Source organism: Dyella sp. 05T440 (assembly GCF_056395965.1).
Window position 1 is genome coordinate 1 of record NZ_JBFTKN010000013.1, and the last position, 13,802, is coordinate 13,802.

The window sequence follows — 13,802 nt, forward strand, 5'->3', positions numbered from 1 at the left end:
TGCCGAAGGTGACCAAAGGGATCGATGTGGTCCCCGCATGACAGAGCCAGAGCGTTTGCCTGTCGATTCTTCACTTGGGAACCGACCAACTCATCATCGGACCGACGAGCCACTGGCGAAATGACGACTTTTTCAACACCATCGGTCGATAGCGGACCTTTCCAGAATATAGCCGTAAGCGCCCCTGACACCCATGGTCAGTACCAGCGGGGTGTTCAGTGGGCCACCTCCCGGCAGATTCACCTCAAGCTGGATGCCCGCATGATATATATATGTATCATCGCGCATTGCTATTTACGCAACGCGCTCAGGGCCACCAGTTGAGGTGACTATGCGCAGATCAGCCACGTCCGCCAGGGAGTTGCAAGAATTGATGGCACAGGCTCGCATGGATCCTGGTCGCGAAGAGGCGTTTCTACGAGCCCTACTGGACGCTACGGTCTATGCCCATGTCCCCGCCCTCGCCCCGCCGAAGGGGAGGATGCAATTCATTCAGTTCACGCACCCTGACACCGGCCGCCCTGTCTTGCCGTTTTTCAGTGATTTATTGAGAGCGCAGATCGCGGCCGATGGTCGCGTAGGCATTGTTGCCATGGCGGGGCGGGAGCTGTTTGGACTGACACTCGGCGCGACGCTCATGCTGGATCCCAATGACGCTCATATGGCCATTTATCCGGAGGAGATCCGCGCCCTGCTTACAGGGGAACGCATCGGTACATTTTCGCTTGAGCACCTGGAAGAGGATGACACCGTACAGGCCAGCCCTCCATCGAGGCCTGTGGACCGACTTGTATCGCTCCTACGCAAACGCCTTGAAGCCGAACAAGACGTCCAAGCCGCCTACCTCATTGAGATTCGTCGAGGGGTTCGTTTTGAGGATGCCTCCCTCTTGGCCGTGATCGTTGGTGACCCGCGACAGGCTGAACGTATCGCCAGGGGCTGCGCGCAGCTCTTGCAAGCTGAGCAGTCCATCAGCCCACTGCCAGTATTGATCACGTTTCGCGCGCCCGCGGAGGCAATGCCAGAGATATGTCGCGCGGGCTATCTGTTCTACGAGCGGCTCAGCGGAGAGGGCCGCGTTGATTCCTCTTTCATCTAAGGCGCAGTCGTTAGTCGGATAGCATTTGACATCATCGGCATTTTTGCCGATGATTCGCCCATGAAATATCCAGGTGGGAAAGGAAAGTGCTACCAGCATCTGATCAATCTGATGCCAAAGCACAGTACCTACATCGAGTCCCATCTTGGTGGTGGTGCGGTTATGCGCCACAAGAAAGCTGCCGTTCGAAATATTGGCATTGAGCGTGACCCGGAAGTACTGTCGCGCTTGCACGGAAACACACCAGACCACATCGAATTGGTGGCTGGCGATGCCGTTACCTATCTTGAAGCATTTCCGTTCTCGGGTACGGAACTCATCTATTGCGATCCTCCCTATCTACAGGAGACTCGTCGCGGTGGCCGCCTGTATCGTTACGAATACACAGATGCTGATCACAAAAGGCTTCTTGGCGTTCTGACTCAATTGCCCTGCATGGTCATGGTCTCTGGGTACGCCAATCCGCTCTATGAGATGCACTTAGCCCATTGGCGCACGCAAACATTCATGGCTAAGACGCACGCCGACGTACGGGAAGAAACCGTATGGATGAACTTCCCCGTCCCCGACGCCCTGCACGACAGTCGTTACTTGGGTGAAAGCTTCAGGGAGCGACAGGACAATCAGCGTCGACGCCAAACTCTCCACCGGCGTCTTCACGCCATGGACAAGTATGAGCGCGTAGACCTGATTCAGTGGATGGCGACATCCTTCAGCGACGAGTTCAAGGAGGCCCTATGCAACTAGCCTCAGTCACGGTGGGATCCCTGGCAATTAGCGTCGAGCTACCGGATCCTGATGCTGAAGTCATTCGAAACGTCCGATGGGGAGAGGTGTATGCCTTCCCCACTCCCGCCTATTGGGCCTACCAGGTCATCGCACGCCGCCTGACGGGATCGACAATCCGTTACCGTTTGGGGGCAACGCTTCGTCAGGAGCTTGCCGCGTGCCTGCTCGGCGGACATGGCATTCCTGCCAATGTGGGTGTTGCAGCGTACGAACAGCTGCGACGCAAAGGCGCTTTCGATGGAGCCGCACCGCCATTGGAGGCGCTCACTGCTTGGCTATCGGAGCCTTTGACAATCGACGGGCGCACCGTCCTGTATCGCTTTGCCAAGCAGAAGGCCCGGTACCTCCATGCCTCACTGAGCCGCCTTGACACCGAACCGGCTCCGATTCAGTCGGGGCGCGCGCTTCGTGACTGGCTCCTGGCGTGTCCCGGTGTGGGATACAAGACCGCATCTTGGATAGCCCGCAATTGGCTGGAGGCGAATGACGTAGCAATCCTTGATATCCATCTCCTTCGGGCGGGCATCTTTGCCGGCTTTTTTGATTCTGCACTCACCGTCGAGCGTGACTATCTCGCGCTGGAGGCGCAGTTTCTGGCCTTTAGCGAAGGGCTCGGAGTGATGGCCTCTGAACTGGATGCGGTCATTTGGCACGACATGATGTCTTCGCCAAGCGTGGTTCAGACCATTGTCGAGCGCCTGCCGAGCGAACTGCGCACGGCCAAGGTGATGCCATCACGGGCGAGAGCCCACAAGCGCAATTCCGACGCCGCACAACTCACCCTTCTCGGATAAAGACGAGACCCAGGGCTCGCCCGTCATCCCCAAAAGGCAGAAATTGAGACCCATTGCCTCCGCGACCAGGGCGCACCCACCTTGAAGTACGCCGGCGTCACGCCACACCAGACTGCCGCTGTGTTCGTACTTGGCCGCCGTCTTCCCGGGCTCGGCAGCAAACAGCAGAAGCGCTCCCTCTTGGGGTGACATCAAGTTAGTACTGGCATTCAGGAGCGCCTGTGGAATGGATATCGCCAGACGCTCGAGAGCATGACTTCGCCCGTCGTAGCGGTCGAGTCGACCGCTACGCGGGTCGCCCACTAGAACGTGAATCGGATGAATCGCTCCCGCAGACGGTACGCCCCTCCTCTCGATGGGAAACCCCATGGGAGAATCGGCACTACGCTTGCAGGCAGCCAGGTGCCAAAGGAACTCCGATAACAACGCTTCTGAAAGGGGGCCAAAGGTGCGACGACTCTCCCTAGCCGCCAGGATCTCAGCCCATGAATGCGTATTCGATGGTGTCGGTAAGGAACGACTTGCTTCGATAGGCCACACGTACTCTGCATATCGCAGAGGCTCAGCTCGCGGCGATGGTGGAATGAACGCGTTCAAGGTCGAATCCCAGCTCATCGTATACCTCAAAGTACTTGTTGCAGCCGCGGCATTGCCCGCATGACACGTTCGCTTTATGGCAGCTGTGTGCCCAAGCAAGAGCACTGGATGGGATTCCACTCTGACGCACGAGTTCGGCCGTTGTCATGGCGATGGCTGGAGCCTCCACCGTAAGCTGACCTTCTTGAAACACCATAAGCTCATTGATGAGCTCGAAGAAGCGTGGCCTCCCATCCGCGTGCGTACCATCACTAGCTACGGTACCGATCACAAGGCGCGAGGCACCCATCGCAATAGCCTTCATACCTGCGAAGGTGATGAGCATCTGATTCCTGTAAGGCCACCAATCCGTCGAGGGGGCATGGGGATCCGGCGTCTCGCCCGCCATGTCGCCGGAGCCAAGTGCGCTGCAGTCTACACGCACAAGAATATGTGGGATCTGAAGAAGCTCGCAGATGGCAGCGGCGGCATTGGCCTCAGCCTGGGCGGCCAGCTGTCCGTAGTCGATGGTGATGGCTATATCCGGACGCAGCCACCATGCCAATGCACTGGAGTCCATACCGCCGGAAAGAAGCAACGCCGTCTTCATACCCCTGCAGCCTCCCAGGCGGTCAGGTAAATCGCACTGACAAAATCATCCGAGATCAGGCATTGTGAGCCTTCGATCATCTTGCGGTCTTCCCCCGGCTCATTCTCCGCGTAGAAGATCACGGGCTTGTCGAGCGCTCGCGCATAACCCACCTCAAAGATGGTGCCAGGATCCATGCCGTCGCCTATAGCCAAGACCACATCGCACTGGCGGAGAAACTCTAAATCCTTACCCACAACATCGTCCGCCGAACCGTGGCCGACATCGTGATAAGGGGACAACACTCTGAAGCCCATGCCCTCCAGTGCAGCCTTCGCTTCTTCAACGACCCACAATTGCCCCAACGTGAAGAACGGCCCGGCAAGGTAGACACAGGCGCGATAACCCTCTCGGTAACGGCCAATCTGGATGGGCACCAGGGAAGAGGCGTCCAGCTGTTCTCGCGTCGGAAAGACGCCGGTCTCGCCATTGCAGTAAAGCGCCGTGGCGCGTGAGGCACGCTCAGCGGCTTCGTGAGCCGACCGTCGCTCTTCCATCCACGCGTACGCGAAGTGGGCCACGAACTGATCGCCCGATCCAATTTTCCATACACGCTGCGTGCGGTAGGCCGGCACATGGCTGACCTTGCCATTGTCGTAGACAAGGGCACCCAACGGCCCCTGCTTGATGATGACAACCTCGGCGCCCGCCTCGTCGGCAAGTTTCGCAGCCATCTCGTCGGGGGTGGTACCCAGCGCACGGAGCAACGACCTCGCCTCATGAAGGTTCAGCACGAGAGCTAAGTGCTTCGCCGTCGAACCGTTGCCAGAGAAAAGGCGCGGATCATCTACATTCTGGGGGTCATAGACGGCGTAATCGCAGGTGACGATCGCCTCACCCATCAGCATGCCGAAGCTCACGACGTGCGTCGCGTTGATCTCGATAGGGTCATACGCTTCCTCAGGACGATGGATCGTGGGCGTCTGAAGCCCGTGTGCATAGTGGAAGCCCGCCACTTCACCAACGCCATGGGCAATGAAACGCGCATGCGACCCGAGAAAATGCGTGCGAACCCCAATGGCTGCTTTGGCCGCTTCGTCGACGTATCCGACCAATTCAACTTCGCCACCAAGGGTAGCTATTGCAGCTGCTGCGCGTCCTGCGGAACCAAAGTATTCGTCCCAACGAGGACGGGTACAGAACTCCCGATAAATCCCCCCCGTCACAACGATCATGTCAGACCACCTGGACTCGGATTTTCACCTGTCCACCGCTGATCGCCGTTACGGTCGCTTGATACTTATAGCCATCAGTTAGGCACTGCATGAGGCGGTGAATCTGTGGAGCAGCAATGCCGCCGGCCACCTGGCCTTGAAATACCGCCTCCACCAGCGTCACGCCTTGCCCAGGCCTACTGCGCACTGCCAAGACATCATCAACTTGAAGCTGCCCTACAACCTGCGCAACGGGCGAACTAAGCTGCGTGTGAATGACGAGACTTTCGCAACTATCCACGCCCTGGCCAAATCCACCGCCATATCCACTACCACCCGAACCCGACATAACCCATCCCCTTGGTTGAAAGCAGTGGTGACGCATAACTCCTCTGCGCCCCCAAACGTGTAACCCCCATCTCGTCCACTACCAAAACTTTCGTTCGCGCCCGTCCCGCACAGCCTTGCTCGGCTGCCGTATGACAGACATGGCACTCGGGAAGAGAGACAGAAGCCCCTGTGGCTGTCGCAATCTTCTGATGACGAGCAACGCGGCAACGCGGCAACGCGGCAATGGGTCATTGCGCCTCTTATGAACCCGCCGCCTCAATATCACTTCAGTTGTAGGAATACGCTGACGCAGCCGGTCAGCCCGGCCTGCCGATATCATTGACCCACTCAAGCACCAACCCGTTCTGCCGATACCCTATGACAGTTTGGGTTGCTGGAGCAAAAGCCCAGGCTAGGTCCCAACTCCGACGACTCTGCGAAGCATCATGGCGCGGGTCACAGTGGGTCGAGCAAGGGGACTATCAATTTCCACTGGGGGAAAAGATGGAGATCAAGGACAAGATGGCACTGGCGGCGGCCATCGTCGCCGGCGCACTTGCGGCTGCCAAGTTGGTCGCGGACAAAGAGAGCAAGATTTCGGACTTCCGCAAGGAGTGGATTGCATCGTTCCGTCTTGCGTTAGCCGAGTGCTTGGCAGAAGCACACGTCATCGCTGGACGTATCAAGATTCGCATGGTTCACCAGAGCGGCAGTCCTTTGTCGGACGAGGATAAGTCTCTGCTGGAGAAGGACCTAAAAGACCATTGGAAGGCATTGCGATTGAGCTACCGAACGGTGCTTCTGCATCTCAACTTCGCAGAAACTGGGCGCGTCCTACTGAGCAAAGATAAGTTGGGTCTGTCGGAGGGCACGACAGCACATTGCTGGGAGCTGCTCTCGACCGAACCGCCGAAGTATGCTGACCTACTGTACCTTGAGAAGGCCAATCCTCAGTTCGTTGATCGCCTTGAGCGCGCGTCACCCGCGGCATTGCAATTGACGCGAGAGCTTGACGCGTTAATTAGGCTCCTGCTCGGCGACTACACGAGTACCTTCGCGCGTTACGACGACATTGAGCGCCACATCGTCAATGCCACCTTGCTGGGCAACCTAGCAATCAAACCTGAGTGGAATCGGATCAAGCGTGGAGAGCTCTCTTACAGACTGACTATCTGGTTCTCGGTCATTCTGATCGTGGGAGCGCTTTTGGCGATGTGGTTGACGTGATGTGTCTAGGGGATCCCGACACGCATCTTTTAGTGAGGCAACGTCAGCAACAGCCTTGGCCGTATCGCGGATGTCGATGGCACCTAATGGCCAATCAACAGCAACGTCAATCTCCAACTCAGTTCGCATGAACGGTCTGGGCCGTTTGCATCCGGAAAGGTTCGATACCAAGATGCGCGGCTCTCAATCCTAGGGTTCTCGAAGTGCTCCCCAGCCTATACCCAGATCTAGCCGAGTTTCCTAAGAAGTTCTACGAATGGAGAATGCCCGATTCATACTGGTGGCACTCCTTGAGCCCCGCCGAGCAAGCGGCGTGGGCTGTCGTTTGGGCGACCGCCATCGCTGGCACCCTGGCCGCGATTGGCTCCTTCCGCGCAGCGTGGGCAGCGGAGGCCGCAGCTAGGAAGGCACTCGAAATTGCGGCTGCAGACCGAGAGGAGCGTCGCGAGTCGAAGCTGGCGACGGACCTCGCAGCAAACTGGCGGGTGGCGTTACGCTTACAGCTCCCATTCGACAACTTGCTTACTGTTGCTCGCAAATGCGCTGAAGTTCTGCAGGCCGGCAAGACCTACTACACAACAGGTCGCCATGGGACGTGCATTCTTGGCCACAATTTTGGCTTCACCAAGGCAGACGTGGGTAGCCGCGAATTGGCGCGCATCGGAGCGCTCGATCAGCATGCAGGCGATGTTACAGGCGAGCTCGGCGAAAAGGTTCTTCTAGCCTTGTCTTACAGCAGGGAAACGGCCGCCCTGACTGATCGATTGATCACAGAGCTAACGGCACCTATCTCGGTGGGAATGAGCTCCTTGGATGTTTTAGAGAATGATGGCTTGGATCATGCCTTGACGGTTTGCCAGCAACTCATTGCATACACCGAGTCAGCTGTTGAATTGATTTCGACCACACGCAAGAACGGCCCTAATTGGTCGACAAAGGAAGAAAGGCGTCCGTGGTGGCGGCGACTTCTGGAGTGGATGAAAAGTTTCGCTTAACGCCTCGGCATCGGGCGCCTCCTGCCGCGCCCGGAGACTCAAGTAATCTCATCAGAAGCGCCAAGCCTAAATGGAGCAACAGTCGTGCCTGCAACCTTTTGGCTGAATTCCGGCCACGTTTTGGCTAGCGGGTTGACATCAACCTTGCTGGTATCGATGGCCAGAAGGTCCGTGGCAAATGAGAAGGCGAGCTGTGCAAGGCGCCCTACGTGCAGCATGAATTGGCGCGCACTGTTGTCAGACAGGCTAAATCCGATGCCGTTGAGTCCGTATTGATACATGTGGACAAGCACCTTGCCGCCATGAATGAAGCCATGCAGTTCCTTCCTATCAAAATTCAGGAACGTCTTGAGCGGCTCTTCGTGCGCACTGTCTCCCCACCCCCTCGCGTGCTTGTTCATTTCCTTCAACGCAATATCCGAGACGGCCTCAAACCAAATAGGCACCCGTTTGCCATCCGGATTCGTACGCTTGGGCAACTTGTCGTCGTTGATGAAGGCTTGAATCTCCGCGTCTGATACTTCGGCAGGCTGCGAGAACATGACCGCTCTGCAGAACGCCTCCAGTTGCGGACGAAATAGCGCCACGGCAGACACACCATGGGCTAAAGGATCGGTTGCAAGGAGCACGGCTGACGACTCAGCGTGATCAAGTGATGCCAATAGCAGAGTCAGCGCGAGCCGTTCGCGCGGCGATTCCCGAAAGCGCATCTCTGAGAGCAATTGGTGGTGCGCTCGAATCAAATGACTCGTGACGCGCGCCCACTCCGTTATGTCCTTCTCGCTCATAGCTCTTGACCGACGGAGTTGTCTTGAATATCCGCCGGACTACGAAGGATTGCTGAAGACACCAGCATTCTGCGGTGAGGCTACCAGCACTGAGCAGTTAGTCAGTTGCGACTCTTGGCCTTGGTCGCCTGTTTGGCAAGCAAACTGACTAGCAGCTCGTTCAGAATCTTCTCAGTAGTCAGAGCTGACTTTCCTTCTTCCGGGGCCTCGTTTTGCTTGGCCTCGCTGGAAAGCGCTTTGTCTTGGGCTTCGTATGACTTCTGCCGCTTCAGTAGTAGTTGCACTTCCGCCTGGGTAATCGACGCGTACTCTTCAGGTCGATCGAGTTCAGAGTGCATGTAGAGCGAGCAGAGTTTGGCGGGATGCGCGCGTATGTACGCCTCAGCAAATTTCCTAACTTTCAGTGCGGTTGGCGCAACGACACCCGCCAATTCGTCTTCTGCAATATGCAGCGGATCGCTGGGTAGCACATCTAGCCAAAGCGTCGGGTACGGCGCACCACTGAGCACGCCCTTAAGCGGTGCCATATTGTCGTATCGGAAGAGGAATGGCTTAAGCTGGAACGAGCCCATGTTGTAAATGGGATCATTTGCGCGCGCGTCCTCACCAGCCAAGAGATGGGCAAGCTCGACAGAAATCGCAAGCTTGCGAGGCGAAGCGTTTGCGCTCAACCGGAACCCCGTGTCGATCGACGGGCCGACGTAATCTTTGATGAAGCCAACGCCACCGTTGGCGATGAACTTCTGTAACAGTTGGTCATTCCACCAGTGGAAGTATTCATCGTCGCCGGTATCGCCGATGCGCTCTTCGCTGGCCGCATATCGAAGTACAATTTCTCGATTGCGCAGCGGGAAATCCGCCAACCAAGCGGAGGCCTTTACGTCAAGGCGATGCTTGCGGAGTAATAGACGCACCTCGGCTAAGGTTGCGATCCACGCATGAAGCGTCGTCACCGCCTGAGCTGGGTGGGTGAGCTTCTTGGAGAACGTTACTTCGTCGCCAATGGTCTTCCATAGGGTCGGCGGATCGCCATACAGCGAATCCATCTGTTTGCCCTTGCTGTGCGACCCTTGCCCCAATGACCAATGGCGCATCAGCTCTGCTTCGGCGAGCTGGTAGAAACGAAGAACAACGGCGAACCATTCACGTTCGTCGCTGCCCTGCTTAAACGCCGTCGAGCCGACAATGTCAGCACTCAAGAAAAGCCGCAAATGCGGCTGCAAAGACGGGCGCAGCGACGCCAGCGCCTCTTCCGGCGAAGTGGCGGGAGACGCCTCTGTCACGCCAGAATGCGAAGCGACTTCGCGCGAACGGCCGCCGCTGACTGTGAAACCTTGAAGAAGTCAGAAACCGCCAGGAGATCCTGGTCAAGCTCTTCAAAAGCAGCACGGAATGCAGCACCAGGCATCAGGAACGCAGCGGCAAACCAATTGGCTTCCCACTCTGCCTGATCTGAACCATAGCGATTTGCCTTGAGGTGGGTTATCCCTGCGGCGTGCACATTGTTTTGATAGAGATAGTGCAACACGTAGTGCCCAATCTCATGCGCGAGCGTAAACCGGTCTCTCATAGGTCCGCTATCCAGCGGCAACGATATGAGGAATCCATCCGGCGAAATACGGATCGAACCGTAATTCGCGTCATTCTCGCTCACGTCAACGTATTCGATCCGACCGCCCAGGCTTTGGACTATCGGTTCCAACGCACCACCCGGCCGATATTCGAGCATTTCGGCAACGTCTTCGGCTATCCGCGAAACGTCAACCCGAGGCAAGTTCAATGCTTCTGGGGAAGACCAGTCTAGGTTGAGATCAAACTCTTCACGGAGCAATTCTGCAGTCATTGCACAGCCCCCCTTCGCCCAGACCTAATAGATACATCTGCGGAACTATAGCAGATGTCAACCCTTGCACAGATTGCGAGATTTGAGAGGTCTTCGTCCAGCCCCCCCTAGTCAGCAGGATCCCAAGTGGTCGTCGCACGGGCTGACACAGCCTGGTTATCGGCAACAAAGGCCGGACCGTTAGGCCCCGACTCCCCGCTTTTCAATGCCTTAAGAGTCACACGGAAATGCTTCGAAATGCGATCCGTTGGGGGGGCGCCCAACTTGACCGTAGCCCATGGACACGGTCATGCCTTGTAATTGGTTGATAATTCAAGAATTAGGTAATGTCCATGGACTGCCAACTAACCTGTACTCGATCAGCGGCGTAGCCGAACCAAGCGCCGCCGACCGCACCATCACGCGGCAACTGCGGGACGCCCTCGAGCTGGTCGGCGTGCGGGTGCTCGACCATCTGGTGATCGGCAGCGGCGAGCCGGTGTCGATGGCGATGCTGGGGTTGATCTAGCTGCGTTGATAGCACGCTGACTTAGATCAGAATTTTCCTGTCGCCCAAAAAAAACAACGGCGCGGGGGGAGATCCGCGCCGTATGGCCGTCTTGTGGGGAGAAAGGAGAGTAACGGCGTGCTCCTGCCCCCGTCGGCGGGGAGGTGCCTAAGGGACGAGAGATAGTGTGGCGCTGCCGCATGACAGGGTCGTTACGTGGATCGAGACAAATGCATAAGGCTGGCAAGAACGATTGGTCCTGCGACTTATGCACATTCGGCCTGAGACGGCACTTTCCGTTCACATTCTCTTGAGTCCCGCAGAAGTGCATCGCAACTGCATGATTTAGATTGCTATTTTTTGTGACGGTGACATTTCCGTCGGGAAAACCCTGCGATGCCTCTTGCGGGGACAGACATTCCCCACAGAGTTATCCACAGACTTCGCCACTGCATCGCAGCACGCCGGCGCGCGACACCGGGGCCGGCTCGACCGGCCCTGGTCTGATAGGATTAGGGGTTCCATCGCCGTCAGACACTTACCGTGAAAGAACAGCTGCGCGAACTGCTGCTGCAGGCCATTCGTACCCTGCAGAATGAGGCCACCCTGCCCGCCGACCTCGAAGTGCCCCACTTCGTGATCGAGCGTACGCGCAGCCGCGATCATGGTGACTTTGCCGCCAACGCGGCGATGCTGCTGGCCAAGCCTGCCCGCGCCAAACCGCGCGAGCTGGCCGAGAAGCTGGTGGCAGCGCTGCCGGCCAATGGGCTGGTGGGCAAGGTCGAGATTGCCGGCCCGGGCTTCATCAACTTCTTCCTCGCACCGGGCGCTTACCACGCCGAAGTGGGCCAGGTGCTCGCCGAGGGCAATGCCTACGGCCGCAGCAGCACCGGCAAGGGCGTGACGGCGGGTGTGGAATTCGTCTCCGCCAACCCGACCGGCCCGCTGCACGTGGGGCACGGCCGCAACGCGGTGCTGGGCGACTGCATCGCGCGCGTGCTCGACGCCACCGGCTGGAAGGTAAAGCGCGAGTTCTACTACAACGATGCCGGCGTGCAGATCCACAACCTGGCCGTGTCGACCCAGGCGCGCGTGCGCGGCCTGACGCCAGACGACGCCGGCTGGCCGGAAGACGGTTACCGCGGCGACTACATCGCCGACGTGGCGAAGTCCTACCTCAACGGCGACACCGTCGAAGTGGAAGGCCATGCCGTCACCGGTGCCAAGAACCCGGACGATCTGGAAGCGATCCGTCACTTTGCCGTGGCCTACCTGCGTCGCGAGCAGAACCTGGACCTGGCCGCCTTCGGCGTCGGCTTTGACGTCTACTACCTCGAGTCCTCGCTCTACAACGACGGCAAGGTCGAGGAGACCGTGCGCGAGCTGGTCGCCCACGGCCATACCTACGAGGACGGCGGCGCGCTGTGGTTGCGCTCCACCGACTACGGTGACGACAAGGACCGCGTGATGCGCAAGTCCGACGGCACCTATACCTATTTCGTGCCGGACGTGGCCTACCACATGACCAAGTGGCAGCGCGGCTATGTGAACGCGGTGACCGTGCTGGGTTCCGATCACCACGGCTCGCTGGCGCGCGTGAAGGCAGGCCTGCAGGCGCTGGACACCGGCATTCCCAAGGGTTATCCGAACTACGTGCTGTACCAGATGGTGACGGTGATGCGCGGCGGCGAAGAGGTGAAACTCTCCAAGCGCGCCGGCAGCTACCTCACCCTGCGCGACCTTATCGAAGAAGCCGGCCGCGACGCGACCCGCTACTTCCTGATCGCGCGCAAGGCCGATTCGCAACTGGTGTTCGACATCGACCTGGCCCGCTCGCAGAGCAACGACAATCCGGTCTATTACATCCAGTACGCCCACGCCCGCGTCTGCCGCGTGCTGGAGGAGCTGGCCGAGCGCGGTCTGCCGCCGGTGGACACCAAGGCCGGCGTTGCCCAGCTGTCGCGTCTGGACACCGAGCACGAGCAGGCGCTGTTCACCGAGCTGTCGCGCTACGCCGAAGTGGTGGAGGCGGCGGCGGCCAATCTGGAACCGCACCTGATCGCGCAATACCTGCGCGAGCTCGCCGGCTCGCTTCACAGTTACTATCACGAGCACAAATGGATCGTGGACGACGCCGAGCTGCGCAATGCGCGCATCACGCTGGTGCTCGCCACGCGCCAGGTCATACGCAACGGTTTGGATTTGCTGGGACTCAGTGCCCCGGAGAAGATGTAAATGGCAGCACGCAAGGGCAAAGGTCGACAGGCCGTCCGCAATAACAGCGGTGGCATGCCGGGCTGGGGTTGGGCGGTGATCGGCATCCTGATCGGTGCCGTGCTCATGTTCGCCATGCGCGGCCACCTGCCGATGGCGCCGCGCGCCGGCGACGGCCCGCAACCCAACGCGCAGGCCACGGCGCAGCGCGGCAGCGATGCCGGCGCGGCCGGCACGGAATCCACTTCGGCCACCGATGCCGCGCCCGCCGCGAAGAAGCCGCAATACGACTTCTATTCGGTGCTGTCGGAGAAGGAAGTGCGCATTCCCGACGCGGTGATCAGCGCGCAGGCCAAGGCTGAGCAGCAGCAGAAGCAGCAAGCCGCCCAACAGGCAGCCGCGCAGCAGCAGGCTCAGGCCGCCGCGCAGAAGCCGGCGCCGGGTCCGGCCGCCGTGGCTGAAGCCATCACGCCTGCGCCCGAATCGGCGGTGCATGCGCCGGCGCCGGCACCGACTGCTGCTGCGGCTGCACCTGCTGCCAGCGGATACCTGCTGCAGGTCGGCGCCTTCCCCAGCCCCTCCGATGCCGAAACGCTGAAGGCCAAGCTAGCCATGCAGGGCTTCGTCGCCAACGTGTCGCCGGTGAACGTCAACGGCCAGACCTATAACCGCGTGCGCCTGGGCCCGTTCCATTCGGCCACCGAGCTGGAATCGGCCAAGCAGCGTCTGACCTCGGCGGGGATCAACGCGATTGCGCTGAAGGAAGGCAGATAAGGCCGGTCTTGCAACGCAGCCACAAAAAAAGCCGCGCACTGCGCGGCTTTTTTTATGTGCGCATGTTTGTGGGAGCGCACCCT

Annotated in this window: 13 protein-coding genes and 1 pseudogene; 8 read left to right on the forward strand and 6 right to left on the reverse strand. The window is 58.9% G+C overall.

Going from position 1 to position 13,802, the window contains the following annotated elements:
• Nucleotides 1-373: 373 nt before the first annotated feature.
• The 3 genes from AC1DE1_RS16245 to AC1DE1_RS16255 are packed head-to-tail and all read left to right on the forward strand — an operon-like array spanning nt 374 to nt 2,682.
• Nucleotides 374-1,099, forward strand: a complete 726-nt coding sequence (locus AC1DE1_RS16245; protein WP_477179138.1) for an SseB family protein — start codon at nt 374-376, stop codon at nt 1,097-1,099.
• Between the two features lie 60 nt (nt 1,100-1,159).
• Nucleotides 1,160-1,846, forward strand: coding sequence for a DNA adenine methylase (locus tag AC1DE1_RS16250; RefSeq protein ID WP_477179139.1), 687 nt, complete (start codon nt 1,160-1,162; stop codon nt 1,844-1,846).
• Nucleotides 1,837-2,682 (forward strand): 8-oxoguanine DNA glycosylase, encoded by an 846-nt coding sequence (locus AC1DE1_RS16255; protein ID WP_477179140.1) that lies wholly within the window; start codon nt 1,837-1,839, stop codon nt 2,680-2,682. Before AC1DE1_RS16250 ends, AC1DE1_RS16255 begins: the two co-directional genes overlap by 10 nt.
• Nucleotides 2,683-3,244: 562 nt before the next feature.
• Here AC1DE1_RS16255 and AC1DE1_RS16260 read toward each other — a convergent pair.
• Genes AC1DE1_RS16260 through AC1DE1_RS16270 form a run of 3 tightly spaced genes read right to left on the reverse strand, consistent with a single transcriptional unit; the run spans nt 3,245 to nt 5,410 of the window.
• Entirely contained in the window at nt 3,245-3,868 is a 624-nt protein-coding gene (locus tag AC1DE1_RS16260) for a 7-cyano-7-deazaguanine synthase (RefSeq protein ID WP_477179141.1), read from the reverse strand.
• The gene (locus AC1DE1_RS16265; protein WP_477179142.1) at nt 3,865-5,082 is read right to left on the reverse strand and encodes a PfkB family carbohydrate kinase; all 1,218 of its coding nucleotides are present in this window, start codon (nt 5,080-5,082) and stop codon (nt 3,865-3,867) included. The genes AC1DE1_RS16260 and AC1DE1_RS16265 overlap by 4 nt, the downstream gene beginning before the upstream one ends.
• Before the next feature lies 1 nt (nt 5,083).
• Entirely contained in the window at nt 5,084-5,410 is a 327-nt protein-coding gene (locus AC1DE1_RS16270) for a hypothetical protein (RefSeq protein ID WP_477179143.1), read from the reverse strand.
• A 485-nt stretch (nt 5,411-5,895) separates the two neighbouring features.
• On the opposite strand from AC1DE1_RS16270, the gene AC1DE1_RS16275 reads away from it, so the two are divergent.
• The gene (locus AC1DE1_RS16275; protein ID WP_477179144.1) at nt 5,896-6,618 is read left to right on the forward strand and encodes a hypothetical protein; all 723 of its coding nucleotides are present in this window, start codon (nt 5,896-5,898) and stop codon (nt 6,616-6,618) included.
• Nucleotides 6,619-6,908: 290 nt separating this feature from the next.
• Entirely contained in the window at nt 6,909-7,613 is a 705-nt protein-coding gene (locus tag AC1DE1_RS16280) for a hypothetical protein (protein ID WP_477179145.1), read from the forward strand.
• Nucleotides 7,614-7,651: 38 nt separating this feature from the next.
• Here AC1DE1_RS16280 and AC1DE1_RS16285 read toward each other — a convergent pair whose 3' ends face one another.
• The 3 genes from AC1DE1_RS16285 to AC1DE1_RS16295 form a co-directional block, all read right to left on the reverse strand.
• Complete coding sequence (locus AC1DE1_RS16285; RefSeq protein WP_477179146.1) at nt 7,652-8,401, reverse strand: DUF6988 family protein; 750 nt, start codon at nt 8,399-8,401, stop codon at nt 7,652-7,654.
• A gap of 101 nt (nt 8,402-8,502) precedes the next feature.
• Nucleotides 8,503-9,684, reverse strand: coding sequence for a nucleotidyl cyclase domain-containing protein (locus AC1DE1_RS16290; RefSeq protein ID WP_477179147.1), 1,182 nt, complete (start codon nt 9,682-9,684; stop codon nt 8,503-8,505).
• Nucleotides 9,681-10,244, reverse strand: a complete 564-nt coding sequence (locus AC1DE1_RS16295; protein WP_477179148.1) for an ImmA/IrrE family metallo-endopeptidase — start codon at nt 10,242-10,244, stop codon at nt 9,681-9,683. The genes AC1DE1_RS16290 and AC1DE1_RS16295 overlap by 4 nt, the downstream gene beginning before the upstream one ends.
• A 361-nt stretch (nt 10,245-10,605) precedes the next feature.
• Between AC1DE1_RS16295 and AC1DE1_RS16300 the strand changes: the two are divergent.
• The 3 genes and pseudogenes from AC1DE1_RS16300 to AC1DE1_RS16310 all read left to right on the forward strand — a co-directional run.
• Nucleotides 10,606-10,752: pseudogene (locus tag AC1DE1_RS16300) on the forward strand (JAB domain-containing protein); the annotation flags it as partial.
• Nucleotides 10,753-11,274: 522 nt separating this feature from the next.
• Nucleotides 11,275-12,966 (forward strand): arginine--tRNA ligase, encoded by a 1,692-nt coding sequence (gene argS, locus AC1DE1_RS16305; RefSeq protein ID WP_441601699.1) that lies wholly within the window; start codon nt 11,275-11,277, stop codon nt 12,964-12,966.
• Nucleotides 12,967-13,719, forward strand: a complete 753-nt coding sequence (locus AC1DE1_RS16310) for an SPOR domain-containing protein (protein ID WP_441601700.1) — start codon at nt 12,967-12,969, stop codon at nt 13,717-13,719. It begins immediately after the preceding gene.
• Nucleotides 13,720-13,802 lie beyond the last annotated feature (83 nt).